Raw genomic sequence first — 16,196 nt, 5'->3', positions numbered from 1 at the left:
CGTGCAGCGTCGTTACATCAGGCGCCACGGGCCGCTCGCGGCGTTGTCGATCTGCGGCAACGCGTGCGAGCCGGGCAGCTCGTAGTGCCACCACTCGCTGTCGATATGCGCGAAGCCGGCCGCGTGCATCACGCCGAGCAGCAGCAGCCGGTTGCGTTGCACGGCTTCGGGCAGCCCCGCGTGGAAGTGGCCCGACGCGGCCACCATCTCGTCGAAGCCGGTGCCCATGTCGACCGCCTCGCCGTTCGCGTCGACGAGTGTCAGGTCGAGCGCGGTGCCGCGGCTGTGGTTCGAGCCGCGGCCGAGATCGGCGACGAAGTTCGGGTCGGGCAGGAAATCCCACAGCACCTGCTGCGCCTGCGGCGGCCGGTACGCATCGTAGACGCGCAGCGTGAAGCCGGCCTGCGCGGCGACGTCGACCGCGCGGCGCAGCGCGGCTTCGGCGGGCTCGAGCAGCAGGCAATGCGCGCGGCGGTAGATCGCCTTGCCGGTCAGGTTGCGCTCGGTCGCGTAGACGAGATCGATCTCGACGCGATGCGTGGCGGGTGTGATTTCGACGAGGCGGGGTGGGTTCATCGGCGGTCGGGGCGCTCAGGATTCGAATTGGTCGAACGTGCGCTGCAGTTCGCGGTTGCGCGCGACGCGCCGGTCGATCGCGGGACCGAGGCGGTCGACCACGGCGGTGATCAGCAGGTTGAACAGGCAGGTGAGCGGCGCGAGCGAATCCCAGAACTGGCCGACGTCGGTCTTCACCTGCAGCAGGTCGGCCGGCCATTCACGCGCCCATGGGCAATAGAGATCGGTGACCAGCGCGAACGGCTGGCCGCGCTCGGCGGCCGCCTGGCAATAGCGGCGCGCGCTGCGCGAATAGGCACGCGTATCGGTGACGATGCAGTACGGCCGCTCGAATTCGGAGTTCAGCGAATCGACGTACGAGCCCGACTGGCCGTCGGAATAGAACACGCGCGGGCGCAGGTATTCGAGATAGCTGCTGAACGCATTGCTGATGCCGCGGGTCGACTGGATGCCGAGGATGAACACGGCGTCGGCATGCGCGATCCGGTCCGCGACCTGCGCGAACACGGGTTCTTCGGCGAGCCGGTAGACGTGGCGGATCGCGTCGAGTTCGCGATCGAGCGACGATGCCAGCGTGCCGTCGCCGCGGGTGCCGTCGTCGTCGCTCACGTGTGTGCCGGCGGCGCGGCGATATTCGTCGAGGCGATCGGTGATCATCCACGGGCGATCGCTGCCGCCGCGCAGTTCGCGTTTCAGATCGTCGAGGTTCCGGTAGCCGATGCTGCGCAGGAAGCGCCCGACCGAGATGCCGCTGGTGCCGGCCTGCTGAGCGATCTGGTCGGCGGTTTCGAGCCCGAGACGGTCGAGATTCGCGAGCATGTAGCTCGCGATGCGCTTCGCGGTCGGCGTCAGCTCGGCAAAGCGGGATTCGACGGTATGGGCGAACGCGCAGGTCATCGGTCTGTTAGATGTTTGTCATCGGATGATTCGGTGTCATCCATCTAACAAAACCAAAATCATTCGCGCCAGCGGATAAAAACTATGGTTTGGCGGAGGGTGATAGGGTCGGGTACGCGTCCCCGACGGCAATGTCGCGATGCGTAATCACGCAGATTATTTCTGACAGAGATATTTTACGCTTATGTCTGTCAGCAATAATTTGCGTTTATGTCTGTCAGAGATATACTGCATTTATTGCCTACTGGACCCGAGCCGTGGATTTCATCGTCAATACGCCCGCGCAACTGGGCGAAATCCTGTCGTCCGCGCGTCAGGCCAAGGGGCTGACGCAAGCCGAGGCGGCGGCGCGCATCGGCGTCGGCCAGTCGCGCCTGTCGTCGCTCGAGACCACGCGCACCGCCAGCCTGTCGCTCAGCCAATTGCTCGAACTGACCGCGCTGTACGGTCTCGAGCTCAGCGTCCGCACAAAGGACGGGCGCGACGCTGCCGACATCGACTGGTAAGCGATGGGGCGCAACTCGCACACCCGCGCGCTGTCGATCTGGGCCAACGGCCAGCGGGTCGGGACATGGCGGATTCCGGCGCGCGGCGACATGGAGTTGCGGTACGACGCCGGCTGGAAGCAGTCCGCCGCGGGCCGCCCGTTGTCGCTGTCGCTGCCGTTCGGCGTCGGCGATACGCCGTTGCGCGGCAAGCGTGTGAACCACTACTTCGACAATCTGCTGCCGGACAGCGACGCCATTCGTCGCCGGCTGGCATCCCGGTTCGGCACGGCGACGATCGAGCCGTTCGATCTGCTCGCCGCGCTCGGCCGCGACTGCGTCGGCGCGGTGCAACTGCTCGGCGAGGACGAAGTACCGGCCGGCCATGACCGCATCGACGGTACGCCGTTGTCGGACGACGAGGTCGCGCGCGTGCTCGATCAGGCGAGTGGGGTGGCGGGTGGTGCGCAGGATGACGACGACTTCCGCCTGTCGCTCGCCGGCGCGCAGGAAAAGACCGCACTGCTGCTTCACGACGGGCGATGGATGCGCCCGCACGGCGCGACGCCGACCACGCATATTCTGAAGTTGCCGCTCGGTCTGGTCGGCAACAAGCGTGCGGATCTCACCGCCTCCGTCGAAAACGAGTGGTTGTGTCTCGCGATCCTGCGCGCGTACGGCCTGCCGACGGCCGATGCCGAAATCGTGCGTTTCGGCGAGCACAAGGTGCTGTCGGTCGCGCGTTTCGATCGTGCGCTGCATCGTGAAGGTGGATGGCTGTTGCGCTTGCCGCAGGAGGATTTCTGCCAGGCACTCGGCGTGCCGCCGCATCTGAAATACGAATCGCAGGGCGGCCCCGGCGTGCCGGATCTGGCCGCCATCCTGCGCCGGTCGGAAACGGCGCAGGACGACCTCGACACGCTGTTTGCCGCACTGATCGTGTTCTGGATGCTCGCCGCACCGGACGGGCATGCGAAGAACTTCAGCCTGCGCCTGCTGCCGGGCGGTCGGTTCCGGTTGACGCCGCTCTACGACGTGATGTCGATCTGGCCGGTCGAGGGCGACGGCGCGAACCAGTGGTCGTGGCACAAGGCCAAACTCGCGATGGCCGTGCACGGCAAGCGCAAGCACTACGCGATGCGCGACATCACACGCCGTCACTTCAGTGCGATGGCCGAGCATTGTCTGCTCGGCGATATCGCGACGCCGATCATCGAACGGCTGGTCGCCGCGACGCCGCACGTGATCGAGTCGGTCGGCGCGACGCTGCCGGCCGGGTTTCCGGCGCGGATCGCCGAACGCATTCTGGGCGGATTGCGGTTCGCCGCCAAACGTCTCGCCGAAACACCGCGCGCCTGACGTCGGGCGGCGAACCGCCTACGCGTCGTCCACTGCCTACTGCTGCATGTCCGGCGCCTCGCGCAGCCGCCAGATCGCGTTGCACTGCTGGCCGCCGAGGCTCGTCGAGCGCAGCGTGATGACGGTGCCGGCCGAGATCCGATACCAGAAATGGGTCATCAGATCAGGGCCCTTGTGCTGCGCCTGCCCATCGATCAGCACCTCGCATCGCAGCGGCGACGGCGAGCCGGACGGGTGCGTGATGTACACGTTCAGCCGCGCGATGTCGCGGGTCGCGGTCAACACGATCTCGTGGTTCCCGCTGCCGACGAGCATCGTGCCGCCCGGTTCGTCGAGCGCCTGCAGGTATGCGCCCGCGCTGCCCTCGATCGCGGCGGAGCTGACGGTCAGCCCGGCCGAACGCACGTATTCGGTCGCGGCGATGCGGGCGGCGGCCGTGTCGGACGGTGCCGGCGTGCCGTCCGACAGCGCGAACGGCATGCCGTCGCGCAATGCGGCGTCGACGTGGTTCGCGTAGTAGCGCCAGCGATCGAAGAAACGGATGTCGCCGGTCATGTGCAGCGCGCGGATCGGTTCGCCCTGATAGCGCAACGTCGTGGTGCCGTTGCTCGGGTCGAACGATTCGTGAATGCCGTTCTTGCTGACGAAGTTCTGGACCGGGTCGAGCAGCGCGGTTTCGCCGCGTGCGCCCCACAGGTGCAGGAACGTCGTGTCGATTCCGAAGCATTCCTGAAAGTCGGTGCCGATGCGGGCGACGCAGTCGCGCAGATGCGCCGCGAAGCGCGCCCACGCCGTGGCCGTGCCGGCGACGAGCCCGGCCTGCAGCGCACCGCCGTGACGCGCCTGCACGTCGTCGACGACGAGACGCCAGTGCGCGTCGCGCCGCTCGCCGATCAGCGGCGTGACGACGAACGTGCAGAACAGCGGGTCGGGGCATGCGTACAGGCGGTCGTCGGCGATCCGGGAGAACAGGTCGAACGAGGACGCGCAGAACCAGATGTCCGCGTCGTACAGCGCGAGTTTCGTGATGTGCGGATTGCGCGCGCAATAGTCGGCGGCCTCGATGAAGCGGCCGACCGGCAGCGCATGCGCGCTCGACGCTTCGACCACGTCGACCGACTGGCTTTCCAGGATGCGCCGCTTGCGTTCGGACAGCCCGTAGCCGATGACGGCCACCTGCCCGTCGTAGCCTGTCTGCCGCAGCGACAGCAGGAACGGCACGAGCATCTCGTACCACGCGCGGTTGTTGTCGTTGATCGCCACGCAGACCGCGTGTCCGTTCGCATGCATGGTGCCTCCCGTTGCGCGTGCGCGGCTCAATAGCCGACGTGACGCTCGCACACGACCGCGCCGCAGCCGCGGCTGTCGTGATACGTGATGTGAAACTGCTTGTTGTCCCACAGCCACTGGAATACGGCCTGGTAGACGCCCGACGTGTTCATGTCGTGCAGCACGATCTTCTTGCGCGCGAGCGGGCCGAACCGGTTCAGTTCGGCGAGCGTCTGCTCGTACGTGTGCGTGGTGTCGATGAACAGCAGGTCGCACGCGAGCGGATCCATTGCAAGGTCATCGGCAATCCTGAATTCGAAGTCGATCGCCAGTTCCTGCGCCGCGTGCTTCAGCTCGTCCTGGATGTGGAAATACTGATCGGTGATGTCGACCGACACGAGCCGCTTCGGCTGCGCGAGCATGAAGGCCGTCGTGGTCAGTCCGGTGAACACGCCCAGCTCGAGGATGCTGTCGCATCCGGCGGCCGTGCGGGTATAGAAGTCGAAGCGCGACGGGCTGTCGCCGAGCCAGCCGATCGGTTCGATCTTGTACTGGAGGAATTCCAGCCGCAGTTCTTGTAATGAGCGCATTGTGTAGTCCCCGAGCGAAGCGTATTGGATGACGGATGCACCCGCGCGCCGGTCTCGCCGGTCGCGCGGGCAGCCGGGCTTATTTCGCCAGCGTCCGGTACGACACGAGGTCGTTGATCGGGCCGATCTCCGGCCCGGTCGTGCCGGGGCGCGTCGCGACCTGCACGACCTTCTCGAACATGATGATGAACGGCGAGTTCGCGAGCACGGCCTTCTGCAGCGCCTCGTAACGCTGCGCGCGCTTCGCGGGCGACGGCTCGACCAGCGCGGCCTCGGTGTCCTTCGTCAGTTGCGGGATGTCCCAGCTGTTACGCCACGCGAGCATCTTCGTCTTCGACTGGTCGGAATTGTCCGGATTCCAGGCGAAGCCGCGCGCATTGCTGTTCGGGTCCATGTAGTCGGGCGACCATTCGCCGATGAAGATGTCGTGCTGGCGCGCGCGGTACTTGCCGATCGCCTGCTTCGCATCGCCCGGGATCAGCTTCACGCGGATGCCGCCTTGCGCGAAGTTGGCCTGCAGCGCCTGCGCGATCTCGAGGTACGGATAATCGTTCGGCATGTCCATCGTCACGTCGAAGCCGTTCGCCAGGCCGGCCTTCGCGAGCAGCGCCTTCGCCTTCGCGACGTTCAGCTTGTACGGGTTCGCATTCAGCGTGCCGAGGAAGCCTTCGGGCAGGAAGGTCTCGTGGACCTTGTAGGTCGTGCTGACGATGTTGCGCTGGATGCCGTCGTAGTCGACCAGCCACTTCATCGCCTGCTGGACTTCGGGCTTCGCGAGATTCGGGTTCTTCGTGTTCAGGCTCAGGTACAGCAGCGCGGATACCGGCCACGACGCGACCTTGATCTTGCCGGCCTTGGTCAGCGCGGCGAGGCTGTCGGGGCTCAGGTTGCGCGCGGCGTCGACGTCGCCGTTTTCCAGCAGCAGCCGCTGCGCGGATGCCTCGGGCACGTGGCGCAGCACGACGCGTTTCATCGGGTACGGCGCGCGGTACTTGTCGAAACGCTGCAACACGATGCTTTCGTTCGGCGTCCACTTGGCGAGCTGGTACGGGCCCGAGCCCGCGTCGTTGGTCTTCAGCCAGCCGCTGCCGAAATCGTTGCCTTGCTGGTGCGATATCAGCAGCTTCTTGTCGAGCACCGACGCCGGGCACGCGCTCAGCACGTTGAGCACGAAGCTCGGCGCGTACTTGCGGTCGGTTTCGAGCACGAAGGTCTGCGGGTCGACCGCGCGCACCTTCTGCATCACGTTCGTTTTCGTGAGGCCGAGATCGGCGAGCACGCCGGCCGGGCCCTTGTCGAGCAGGACGGTGCGCTGCAGCGACCATGCGACGTCGTCGGCGGTGACCGGGTTGCCGGAGTGGAACGCGAGGCCGGAGCGCAGCTTGAACGTATAGGTGAGCCCGTCGGCGCCGACCGTCCAGGATTGTGCGATCTGCCCGTCGAAGCGCGTCGGGTCCTTCAGGTCGACCCGCACGAGCCGTTCGTAGGTGTTCGCGACGTACTCGGACGGCACGAGCTCGTAGATCTCGCTCGGATCGAGGGTCGTGAATTCGCCGAGCTGGGTGGCGACGACGAAAATGCCGGGCGGCGTCGCGGCCTGCGCCGGCAGCGCCGGAACAAGCGCGACGAGCGCGGCGCTGACGAACAGCCGGGACAGCAGGTGCTTCATGCGGGCTCCGTGGAAAGGGAATCGTGGTGCGATTCTCTCATCGACGGCCGCCCGGATGAAAAAATTCGACGGGCGCGCCTGACGGCGCCCCGGGGGAAGCGGCTTGCGTGCCGGGCGCGGTGCCCGGCACCGGCGTCGGTCAGATCACGCAGCGCGCGATCGCGAAGCGCATCGCTTCCTCGGCCGGCTCGCTGCCCGAGCCGCGCACGACCTTGACGACCGAACCGTTGCCCGACGGCGTGAGCGTGACGAAGTACGAGCGTGAGCCGACGGTGATGTCGGTCACGCCGTTGTGCTGCGATTGCTCGGTACCGGACAGGCGGCTGTCGAGGCAGTTGGCGATCGCGTGGGCCGGACGCGCCGACGACACGTAGATCATCGGCGCCGCGCCGGACGCGGCCGAGTCGGACGAGGGCGCGGAACCGCAGGCGGCGAGCAGGGCGGCGGGAAGGAGCAGCAGGAATCGTTTCATGATCGGAATCGTCGTGTGTCTCGTGTCGAGGCTGGGGCGCGGGGTACGCGAAACGCGAAGCTTCGCGACGAAACCGCCGCAATCGTGCCGTTTTTGACGGTCGATACGGGCGGCGGCTGACGTCGGAGTATACCCGCGGCACTTGACACGAACGGCCGGCTGAAACGATTCGATACAACAACAAGCGCCCGCTGTCGCGCGGCGGCAGCGGGCGTTTCAAGCGATGGCGAATCGACGTTTGCCGGCGTTATTGGCCGATCTTGTGGCTGACCGCATTTTCCTGCTGGTTCAGCACGTGCTTTTCGCTCTGCGTAATGTGGCCGCGATCCTGCGCGGCCATGTCCCGCTCTTCCCGGCGGATCCTGCGGTCGTCACGGTGCAGGCGCGCGGCCCGGGCGTGCGACATCTCGCCTTCCTTCACTTCGTGACGGATCCGGCGATTCTGGTTGGCGAGACGCTGGTTGACCTCCTCGCGGCGCGGATGCGCCTGCTGCCACGGCGTTTCGGCGAACGCGGTGCCGGTCAGCACCGACATCAGGGTGGTGGCGATCGCGAGATGGCGGGTAAGGGCTCGCATGACGTTTTCTCCTGTCGTTGCGCGTCACGAAACGTGCGCGCTTGTCGAAAAAACGCTGTGCGGGCCCCGGCTGTTGACGTTTCCGGCTGTATCGCTTGCAAGTGTTTATTACAGCGCGTCGGCCGTATCGGCCCGTCAGGTGAGCCGATACGCCGGGCCGGGCGTCACCTCCGCCGGCAGCGGCTCGCGGTTCAGTTCGAGCAGCGTGCGCTCGATCGTGCGCGTCATCGCATCGAGCGCGAGGTGGTTCGGCCCGTCGCCGAACGGCTCCGCGATCGCATGCGCGATCGCGTCGAGCGCGATCAGCGTATAGGCGACGAACACGGTGACGAACGGCGTCGCCGCGCCGATCGAATCGACGAGGCCGAACGGCAGCAGCACGCAGTACGCATAGATGGTCCGGTGCAGCAGCACGTCGTACGAGAACGGGATCGGGGTCGACGCGATGCGCTCGCAGCCGCTCACCATCGAGACCAGATCGTCGAGGCGCGCGTCGAGCATCCACAGCCGCGTATCGGCGAGATGGCCCGCATCGGCGCGCGCGGCGAAGGCTGCGCGCAGTTCATGAACGATCGCGATCGGCGCAAATCGGGCGGCGACGATGCGCGCATAGGTCGCGTCGTCGAGCAGCGTGCGCAGGTCCGGCGCCGGAGCGGTGCCGCGCAGTTGATGCTTCAGCGCATAGACGAACGCGACGACCTTGCGCACGAACGCCTGCCGTGAGGCATCGTCGCCGTCGACCGCGCCGTAGCAGAGCGCCTGGGACACCAGCGTGCGCGTGGCGGTCAGCACGCCACCCCACAGCTGCCGGCCCTCGCGATAGCGTTCGTAGCTCGCGTTGTTGCGAAACCCCGCGAAGATCGCGAGCGTGAGACCGATCAGCGTGAACGGCGTCGGGTTCAGCGGCACCTTCTCGCCGAGCACGCGGCCGCCTCCCCACACCGCGACGAGGCTGATCGCGAGCGTCAGCACGAGCTGCGGCAGGATGGTCGGCAGCACCGACCCGTTCCAGACGAGCAGCATCCGCAGCCAGTGCTCGCGCGGCCGGACGATCATCGCGGCGCTCCGTCAGGCGGCAGCCGACGCCGGCGTGGCCGCGCGATGCAGCAGCACCGGCACCGACTTCGATGTCGGCGTGTTGCACACGTCGCCGACGCTGTCGAGCGGCACCAACGGGTTCGTTTCCGGGTAGTACGCGCCGATGCAACCGCGCGGGATGTCGTATTCGACGAGCAGGAAGCCGTCCGCGCGCCGCTCGATGCCGTCGTGCCACACGGTTTCCATGTCGACCCGGTCGCCGGCCTTCAGGCCGAGCATCGCGAGGTCGTCGCGGTTGACGAACACCACGCGGCGCTGGCCGTACACGCCGCGATAGCGGTCGTCGAGCCCGTAGACGGTCGTGTTGTACTGGTCGTGCGAGCGCGTCGTCATCAGCGTCATCAGGCGCTCGCCGTGCAGTGCGCGGGCGCGCTGGATCGGCGTGTCGGTCGGCAGCGCATGCGCGATGAAGTTCGCCTTGCCCGTCGGCGTCAGCCATTCGCGATCGCGCGACGCGACGCGCAGGTGGAAGCCGCCCGGCCGCGCGATACGCGTGTTGTAGTCGTAGAAGCCGTCGAGCGTCGCCTCGATCGCGTCGCGGATCTTCGCGTAGTCGTCCTTGTACGCGAGCCAGTCGATCTTGCCGCTGCCGAACAGCGCGTGGCCCATGTGCGCGACGATCGCCGGTTCCGACATCAGGTTCGCGGACGCCGGCTTGTTCATCCCGTACGACACGTGGACCATGCTCATCGAATCCTCGACCGTCACGCCCTGCGCGACGTTGTCCTGCAGGTCGATCTCGGTGCGGCCGAGCGTCGGCAGGATCAGCGCGTCGCGGCCGTGGATCAGGTGGCTGCGGTTCAGCTTCGTCGTGATGTGCACGGAGAGATCGCAGCGGCGCATGCCTGCCCACGTGCGCGGCGTGTCGGGCGTCGCCATCGCGAAGTTGCCGCCGAGGCCGATCAGCACCTTCACGTGGCCTTCGAGCATCCCTTCGATGGTTTCGACGACGTCGTAGCCGTGGTGACGCGGCGGCTCGAAGTCGAACACGTGGCCGAGCCGGTCGAGGAACGCCTGCGACGGCTTTTCCTCGATCCCGACCGTGCGGTTGCCCTGCACGTTCGAGTGGCCGCGCACCGGGCACAGGCCCGCGCCGGGGCGGCCGATGTTGCCGCGCATCAGCATCAGGTTCGTCAGCATCTGCACGGTCGCGACCGAATGCTTGTGCTGCGTGATGCCCATGCCCCACGTCGCGATCACGCGCTCGCTGCGCGCGTAGCGCTGCGCAAGGCCGTCGATCTGCTCGTACGGCACGCCGCTTTCGGCCGTCAGCGCGGACCAGCTTTCATTGCGCAGATCGTCGGCGAACGCGTCGAAGCCGGCCGTGTGCTCGTCGATGAACGCGGTGTCGAGCACGCGCGGCGCGCCGGCGGCGCGCGCGGCATCGTCGAGCTCCAGCACGCGCTTCGCCATCCCCTTGATCAGCGCGAAATCGCCGCCGATCGTCGGCTGGATGAAGGTCGACGCGATCTTCGTGCCCGACATCGTCAGCATCTCGAGCGGGCTTTGCGGATCGGCGAAACGCTCGAGCCCGCGTTCCTTCAGCGGGTTGATCGACACGATCGTCGCGCCGCGCTTCGCGCATTCGCGCAGCTCGCCCATCATCCGCGGATGGTTGGTCGCCGGGTTCTGGCCGAAGATCAGCAGCATGTCCGCGTGCTCGAAATCGTCGAGCGTGACGGTGCCCTTGCCGACGCCGACCGACGCCGGCAGCCCGCGGCTCGTCGCCTCGTGGCACATGTTCGAGCAGTCGGGGAAGTTGTTCGTACCGTACAGCCGCACCAGCAACTGGTACAGGAACGCCGCCTCGTTGCTCGCGCGGCCGGACGTGTAGAACGCGGCCTGGTTCGGGTCCGGCAGCGCGCGCAGGTGGCGCGCGATCAGCTCGAACGCGTCGTCCCACGCGATCGGCACGTAGCGGTCGGTCTGCGCGTCGTACACCATCGGGTCGGTCAGGCGGCCGTGTTGTTCGAGCTCGAAATCCGACTGTTCGAGCAGCTCGGTGACCGTATGCGCGGCGAAGAATTCGGGCGTCACGCGCTTGCTCGTCGCTTCGGCGGCCACGGCCTTCACGCCGTTTTCGCAGAATTCGAACGTCGATGCGTGCTGGCGGTCCGGCCACGCGCAACCCGGGCAGTCGAAGCCGTCCGGCTGGTTCTGGCGCAGCAGCGTGCGGTAGTTGCCGCCGGTGACCTTTTCCTTGATCAGGTTGATCGTGACGGCTTTCAGCGCGCCCCAGCCGGCAGCCGGGTGGGTGTACGGTTCGATGCGCGCGGCGGCGGATTTCTTTTTCATGATGCAGGGTGTCAGGGGCGATGCACGCAGAGTACGCGCGGCGCTCCGGCCGCTGTGTGTACACCTTTCATCTTCAAAAAAGAGTACAGTTTCGGCCATCCGGGCAGTGCGGACCGCAACTGTGTTGTTGAAGGGAAGTTGAAAGGGAGGCGCGTGAAGCGTTATGAACAACTGGCCGACGATCTGCAGGCGCAGATCGAGCGCGGCGTGTACCGGCCCGGCGAGCGGATTCCGTCGGTGCGCCAGGCGAGCCGGCAGCAGCAGCTCAGCGTCACGACCGTGCTGCGCGCGTACCTCGTGCTGGAGAGCCGCGGCCTGATCGAGAGCCGGCCGCAGTCGGGCTACTTCGTGCGGGCGCGCGCCACGGCGCCGGCCGAGGCAGAGCTGCACATGTCGGCGCCGGCGGCCGAGCCGTCGGCGGTGGACGTGAGCCGGCTCGTGCTGTCGACGTTGCGCACGATCTCGCGCGACGACGCGGTGCCGCTCGGCTCGCCGTATCCCGATGCGTCGCAGTTCCCGGTGCAGCGTCTCGCACGCTACGCGCAGACGATCGGGCGGCGCCGCACGCGCTGGGGCGTGATCGACGACCTGCCGCCCGGCAACCCGGAGCTGATCCGCCAGATCGCGCGGCGCTACGCGGAGCGCGGAATTCCGGTCGAGCCGGGCGAGATCGTGATGACGATCGGCGCGACCGAGGCGATCAACCTGTGCCTGCAGGCGGTCGCGAAACCGGGCGACACGATCGCGGTGGAGTCGCCGACGTTCTACGCGATGCTGCACGCGATCGAGCGGATGGGCATGCGCGCGCTGGAGGTGGCGACCCATCCGGGCGACGGCATCGATCTCGACGCGCTCGAACGGATCCTCGCGCGCGAGCGCATCGCCGCGTGCATGGTGATGCCGAATTTCCAGAATCCGCTCGGCTTCCAGATGCCCGATGCACGCAAGCGCGCGCTCGTCGAGCTGCTCGCGAAGCACGGCGTGCCCGCGATCGAGAACGACGTCTATCACGAGCTGCATTTCGGCGACACGACGCCGAGCGCGCTGAAGTCGTACGACCGCGACGGGCTCGTGCTGCATTGCGCATCGTTCACGAAGAGCCTGTCGCCGCGCTACCGGATCGGCTGGGCGATGCCCGGCCGCTACCGCGACCAGGTCGAGAAACTGAAATTCCTGAACACGCTCGCGACGCCCGCGATCGAGCAGCTCGCGATTGCCGAATACCTGAAGCACGACGGCTACGATTTTCACCTGCGGCGGATGCGCAAGCAGTATGCGCAGCAGGCGAGCCTGATGAGCGCGATGGTGCGGCGCTTCTTCCCGGAAGGCACGCGGTTGTCGCAGCCGCAGGGCGGGTACGTGCTGTGGGTCGAGCTGCCGCGGCAGGTCGATGCGATGAAGCTGTATGCGCTCGCGCTCGCGCAAGGGATCACGATCGGGCCCGGCCACATGTTCTCGGCAACCGCCGATTATCGGCACTTCATCCGGCTCAACTACAGCTATCCGTGGTCGCGGCAGATCGAGGAGGCGCTGAAGGTGGTGGGGCGGCTCGCATCCGAGTGCGCGGGGCGGTGAGCGGCGCGGCGCCCGCCGCGACACACCGCATTGCCGGCCGCGCAGGCAAGCGTCACCGCTCGGACGGCGCGGGCAGTCCGGCTTGCGCCGTGTCGACCATCCGGCGCATGTCGAAGCCCGACGGATGCTGGTACACACGCAGCCCGAACTCCGGCAGCACCGCGATCAGGTGATCGAACAGGTCGGACTGGATCGCCTCGTAATCGACCCAGGTCGTCGTGTCGGTGAAGCAGTACAGTTCGAGCGGAATGCCTTCGGCCGTCAGCGGCAGCTGGCGCGCCATGCACGTCATGTCGCGGCGAATGTGCGGATGGCCCTTCAGGTAGTTCGCGACGTACGCGCGGAAGGTGCCGAGATTCGTCAGCTGGCGGCGGTTCGCCGGGCATTCGCCGGCCGCGCCGAGCGTGCCGTTCCATTGCGCGATCGCGTCGACCTTGTCTGCCAGGTAGTCCTTCAGCAGCGTCAGGCGTTCGAGCCGTTCGATCTCGTCGTTGCCGAGAAAGCGCACGCTCGTCGCGTCGATGAACAGCGCGCGCTTGATGCGGCGCCCGCCGGCCTCGGTCATCCCGCGCCAGTTCTGGTAGCTCTCGGTGATCAGCTTCCAGGTCGGCACCGTGATGATCGTGTGATCGAAGTTCGCGACCTTGACCGTGTTCAGCGTGATGTCGATGACGGTGCCGTCCGCGCCGGCCGACGGCATCGTGATCCAGTCGCCGATCCGCAGCATGTCGTTCGACGACAGCTGCACGCCGGCGACGAGGCCGAGCAGCGTGTCCTTGAAGATCAGCATCAGCACCGCCGACATCGCTCCGATGCCCGACAGCAGCAGGCCGATCTGCTTGCCGGTCGCGTCGCCGATCACGACGAGCGCGGCCGTGATGAACATCACGAGCTTGACGAGCTGCATCGCGCCTTTCAGCGACAGGCGCGGCTGGTCGCGCCGGCTCGTGCGATGCGAGTGTTCGAGCGCGGACAGCGTCGCGCTGATCGTCATCGACACCAGGAACACGATCAGCGCGAACAGCACCTTGTCGGCAGCCTGCGCGGCCACGGCGGGAATTCCGGGCACCGCGCCGAGCCCGAGCTTGATCACGACGAACGGCACGATGCGGTTCAGCCACTTGAATGCGCCGAACTCGAACAGCGCGTCGTCGATGCGGGTGGCCGACAGCCGCGCGAGGCGCGCGACCACGCGAAACAGCAGGAAATGGACGGCGGCGGCGATTGCGCCGGCGGCGGCGAGCAGGATGAGGATGCCGACGAGCGGCGCAAACCAGGATTCGTTCAGGGTCATAAGGGTGGACAGGGGCCTTCTCGTGCGTTGAATCTGAACCGCGACGCGGCGCGCGCCCGGTGAAGGGCACATGAAAGGGACCGTGATTGTGCCATCGGGTTCCGGCCGGATGTCGCGAATGCGTGACGCAGGGCTCCTCAACATTCTCGCCGTTGCGCGGATTTTCCTCGAGTCCTTGAGTCCTTGAGTCAGTGTGTTCACGCCGCGCAACATACTGTGCACTTGCCACGCATCGCCCGCTCGGGGCACGATGCGCGAACGGCTTCGCGAACTCCGCTTCCACGTCGTTCCGGTCAACCACGCATTTCACGCATGCAAGATTCCAACGAAAGCCAGCCGTCACGCGTGCGGCTGCTGAAGGGCATTCTGCCGATTCGGCGCGCGTCGGCCATCCGCGACGTGTTCGCGGGCATCTCGCTCGCGTCGATGGATATCCCGCAGGTGCTCGGCTATGCGCGCATCGCCGGCATGCCGGCCGTGACGGGCCTCTATACCGTGTTCCTGCCGCTGATCGCGTTCGCGTGCTTCGGCGCGTCGCGCCATCTGGTGGTCGCCGCCGACTCCGCGACCGCGACCATTTTCGCGAGCCGCCTGTCGTCGATGGCGCCGGCGGGCAGCGCCGAGTACGTCGCGCTGGCCGGCATGGTCGCGCTGCTGACCGCCGCGATGCTGCTGCTCGCGCGCATCTTCAAGCTCGGCTTTCTCGCCGATTTCCTGTCGCGCACGGTGCTGGTCGGCTTCCTGGCCGGCGTCGGCGTGCAGGTGTCGATCGCGATGCTCGGCGACATGCTCGGCTTGTCCGTGCCGTATCCGGCATCGCGCAGCGTCGCCCAGCTCGACTACGTCGTCACGCATGCGATCCACGCGCATCGGCCGACGCTCGCGCTCGCGACGCTCGTCGTCGTCGCGATTCTCGCGTGCAAGCGCTTTGTGCCGCGCGTGCCGATGCCGATGATCGCGGTGGCGGGCAGCATCGCCGCGAGCGACTGCTTCGGCTTCGCCGCGCAAGGCATCGCCGTGCTCGGGCCCGTCGCGGGCGGCTTGCCGCCGCTGCGCTGGCCGTCCGTCACGTGGCAGCAGTTCCTCGATCTCGTGCCGGTCGCCGCGTCGTGCTTCGTGATGATCATTGCGCAGAGCGCGGCGGCGGCCCGCGTGTTCGCGCAGCAGTACGGCGAGGACGTCGACACCAACGCCGACATCCTCGGGCTCGCGGCCGCGAACGCGGCGGCGGCGGTGGGCGGCGCGTTCGTCGTCAACGGCAGCCCGACGCAGACCGCGATGGCCGACGGCGCGGGCGTGCGCAGCCAGATCGGGCATCTGGCGTTCGCCGCGGTCGTCGCGGCGGTGCTGCTGTTCCTGAGTGCGTATCTGCAGTACCTGCCGCATGCGGTGCTGGCCGGCATCGTGTTCACGATCGCGCTCGGGCTGATCAACGTGCGCAGCCTCGCGGCGATCCGCAGGGAAAGCCCTGGCGAATTCACGCTCGCGCTCGTCACCGCCGCGGCCGTCGTGACGGTCGGTGTCGAGCACGGGATCCTGCTGGCCGTCGCGCTGTCGCTGATGCGGCACGTGCGCCACAGCTATCAGCCGCACACGATGGTGCTCGAAGCCGCCGACGGCAACGGGCGGTGGCTGCCGGTGCCGGCCCGGCCGGGCGCGATGACGGCGCCGGGGCTGATCGTCTACCGGTTCGGCTCCGACCTGTTCTTCGCGAACGACCATCGGTTCGCCGCCGAAGTGACCGAACTCGTCGACGCGTCGCCGGTACCGCTGCGCTGGTTCATCGTCGACGCGGGCGCGATCACCGATCTCGATTACTCGGCCGCGCGGACGATCACCGATCTCGTCAAGGCGTTGCACGCGCGCCGGATCGGCGTGCTGTTCGGGCGCGTGAACCGCTACCTGCACGCCGATATGGAGCGCCACCGGATCACGGAGATCGTCGGCGCGTCGTGCATTTTCCCGACACTGCACCAGGCGCTGGAAGCGGCGGGCGTGACGCCGGCGCAGCAGGAGCCGGGGGTCACGTAGCGGAAATTG

Annotated in this window: 14 protein-coding genes; 4 read left to right on the top strand and 10 right to left on the bottom strand. The window is 67.3% G+C overall.

Annotated features, from left to right (window positions below):
• Positions 1-12: 12 nt before the first annotated feature.
• Both ddpX and sapR read right to left on the bottom strand, forming a co-directional pair.
• Positions 13-576 (bottom strand): D-alanyl-D-alanine dipeptidase, encoded by a 564-nt coding sequence (gene ddpX, locus DID99_RS11280; RefSeq protein ID WP_124489615.1) that lies wholly within the window; start codon positions 574-576, stop codon positions 13-15.
• A gap of 15 nt (positions 577-591) precedes the next feature.
• The gene (sapR, locus tag DID99_RS11275) at positions 592-1,473 is read right to left on the bottom strand and encodes a sap1 transcriptional regulator SapR (RefSeq protein WP_124666693.1); all 882 of its coding nucleotides are present in this window, start codon (positions 1,471-1,473) and stop codon (positions 592-594) included.
• Between the two features lie 257 nt (positions 1,474-1,730).
• On the opposite strand from sapR, the gene DID99_RS11270 reads away from it, so the two are divergent.
• Positions 1,731-1,979 carry a helix-turn-helix transcriptional regulator gene (locus DID99_RS11270; protein ID WP_044843249.1) on the top strand — a complete coding sequence of 83 codons (249 nt, stop codon included), beginning with the start codon at positions 1,731-1,733 and terminating at the stop codon, positions 1,977-1,979.
• 3 nt (positions 1,980-1,982) lie between these two features.
• Positions 1,983-3,317: a type II toxin-antitoxin system HipA family toxin gene (locus DID99_RS11265; protein ID WP_124666692.1), complete on the top strand. Its 1,335-nt coding sequence runs from the start codon at positions 1,983-1,985 to the stop codon at positions 3,315-3,317.
• A 36-nt stretch (positions 3,318-3,353) separates the two neighbouring features.
• Here the strand turns inward: DID99_RS11265 and DID99_RS11260 are convergent, their stop codons facing one another.
• The 7 genes from DID99_RS11260 to DID99_RS11230 all read right to left on the bottom strand — a co-directional run bounded on the left by DID99_RS11260 (position 3,354) and on the right by DID99_RS11230 (position 11,287).
• Positions 3,354-4,607: a hypothetical protein gene (locus tag DID99_RS11260; protein WP_124666691.1), complete on the bottom strand. Its 1,254-nt coding sequence runs from the start codon at positions 4,605-4,607 to the stop codon at positions 3,354-3,356.
• A 26-nt stretch (positions 4,608-4,633) separates the two neighbouring features.
• On the bottom strand, positions 4,634-5,176 hold the full coding sequence (locus DID99_RS11255) for a class I SAM-dependent methyltransferase (protein ID WP_044843252.1): 543 nt from the start codon (positions 5,174-5,176) through the stop codon (positions 4,634-4,636).
• Between the two features lie 79 nt (positions 5,177-5,255).
• Positions 5,256-6,845 (bottom strand): ABC transporter substrate-binding protein, encoded by a 1,590-nt coding sequence (locus tag DID99_RS11250; RefSeq protein ID WP_124666690.1) that lies wholly within the window; start codon positions 6,843-6,845, stop codon positions 5,256-5,258.
• A gap of 139 nt (positions 6,846-6,984) precedes the next feature.
• Positions 6,985-7,317: a sugar ABC transporter ATPase gene (locus tag DID99_RS11245; protein ID WP_124666766.1), complete on the bottom strand. Its 333-nt coding sequence runs from the start codon at positions 7,315-7,317 to the stop codon at positions 6,985-6,987.
• Between the two features lie 247 nt (positions 7,318-7,564).
• Positions 7,565-7,894 (bottom strand): hypothetical protein, encoded by a 330-nt coding sequence (locus DID99_RS11240; RefSeq protein ID WP_124666689.1) that lies wholly within the window; start codon positions 7,892-7,894, stop codon positions 7,565-7,567.
• Positions 7,895-8,029: 135 nt separating this feature from the next.
• On the bottom strand, positions 8,030-8,950 hold the full coding sequence (locus DID99_RS11235; protein WP_124666688.1) for a bestrophin family protein: 921 nt from the start codon (positions 8,948-8,950) through the stop codon (positions 8,030-8,032).
• Positions 8,951-8,962: 12 nt separating this feature from the next.
• Positions 8,963-11,287, bottom strand: coding sequence for an FdhF/YdeP family oxidoreductase (locus DID99_RS11230; protein ID WP_124666687.1), 2,325 nt, complete (start codon positions 11,285-11,287; stop codon positions 8,963-8,965).
• 153 nt (positions 11,288-11,440) lie between these two features.
• Between DID99_RS11230 and DID99_RS11220 the strand changes: the two genes are divergently transcribed.
• The gene (locus DID99_RS11220; RefSeq protein ID WP_124489623.1) at positions 11,441-12,862 is read left to right on the top strand and encodes a PLP-dependent aminotransferase family protein; all 1,422 of its coding nucleotides are present in this window, start codon (positions 11,441-11,443) and stop codon (positions 12,860-12,862) included.
• A 52-nt stretch (positions 12,863-12,914) separates the two neighbouring features.
• On the opposite strand, the gene DID99_RS11215 is transcribed toward DID99_RS11220, so the two are convergent.
• The gene (locus DID99_RS11215) at positions 12,915-14,156 is read right to left on the bottom strand and encodes a mechanosensitive ion channel family protein (protein ID WP_124666686.1); all 1,242 of its coding nucleotides are present in this window, start codon (positions 14,154-14,156) and stop codon (positions 12,915-12,917) included.
• Positions 14,157-14,468: 312 nt separating this feature from the next.
• Here DID99_RS11215 and DID99_RS11210 point away from each other — a divergent pair, with 312 nt between their 5' ends.
• Positions 14,469-16,187, top strand: a complete 1,719-nt coding sequence (locus DID99_RS11210; protein ID WP_124666685.1) for a SulP family inorganic anion transporter — start codon at positions 14,469-14,471, stop codon at positions 16,185-16,187.
• Positions 16,188-16,196 lie beyond the last annotated feature (9 nt).

The organism is Burkholderia sp. Bp8986 (assembly GCF_003854225.1).
GTDB lineage: Bacteria > Pseudomonadota > Gammaproteobacteria > Burkholderiales > Burkholderiaceae > Burkholderia.
Note: the sequence above shows the minus strand (reverse complement) of the source record. Positions and strands in the feature narration are given on the sequence as shown.

Coding starts and splice junctions, on each gene's coding strand:
- DID99_RS11230 (WP_124666687.1), bottom strand. CDS start 11,287: ATGAAAAAGAAATCCGCCGCCGCGCGCATCGAACCGTACACCCACCCG.
- DID99_RS11255 (WP_044843252.1), bottom strand. CDS start 5,176: ATGCGCTCATTACAAGAACTGCGGCTGGAATTCCTCCAGTACAAGATC.
- DID99_RS11215 (WP_124666686.1), bottom strand. CDS start 14,156: ATGACCCTGAACGAATCCTGGTTTGCGCCGCTCGTCGGCATCCTCATC.
- DID99_RS11265 (WP_124666692.1), top strand. CDS start 1,983: ATGGGGCGCAACTCGCACACCCGCGCGCTGTCGATCTGGGCCAACGGC.
- DID99_RS11210 (WP_124666685.1), top strand. CDS start 14,469: ATGCAAGATTCCAACGAAAGCCAGCCGTCACGCGTGCGGCTGCTGAAG.
- DID99_RS11260 (WP_124666691.1), bottom strand. CDS start 4,607: ATGCATGCGAACGGACACGCGGTCTGCGTGGCGATCAACGACAACAAC.
- DID99_RS11245 (WP_124666766.1), bottom strand. CDS start 7,317: ATGAAACGATTCCTGCTGCTCCTTCCCGCCGCCCTGCTCGCCGCCTGC.
- DID99_RS11240 (WP_124666689.1), bottom strand. CDS start 7,894: ATGCGAGCCCTTACCCGCCATCTCGCGATCGCCACCACCCTGATGTCG.
- DID99_RS11250 (WP_124666690.1), bottom strand. CDS start 6,845: ATGAAGCACCTGCTGTCCCGGCTGTTCGTCAGCGCCGCGCTCGTCGCG.
- DID99_RS11235 (WP_124666688.1), bottom strand. CDS start 8,950: ATGATCGTCCGGCCGCGCGAGCACTGGCTGCGGATGCTGCTCGTCTGG.
- sapR (WP_124666693.1), bottom strand. CDS start 1,473: ATGACCTGCGCGTTCGCCCATACCGTCGAATCCCGCTTTGCCGAGCTG.
- ddpX (WP_124489615.1), bottom strand. CDS start 576: ATGAACCCACCCCGCCTCGTCGAAATCACACCCGCCACGCATCGCGTC.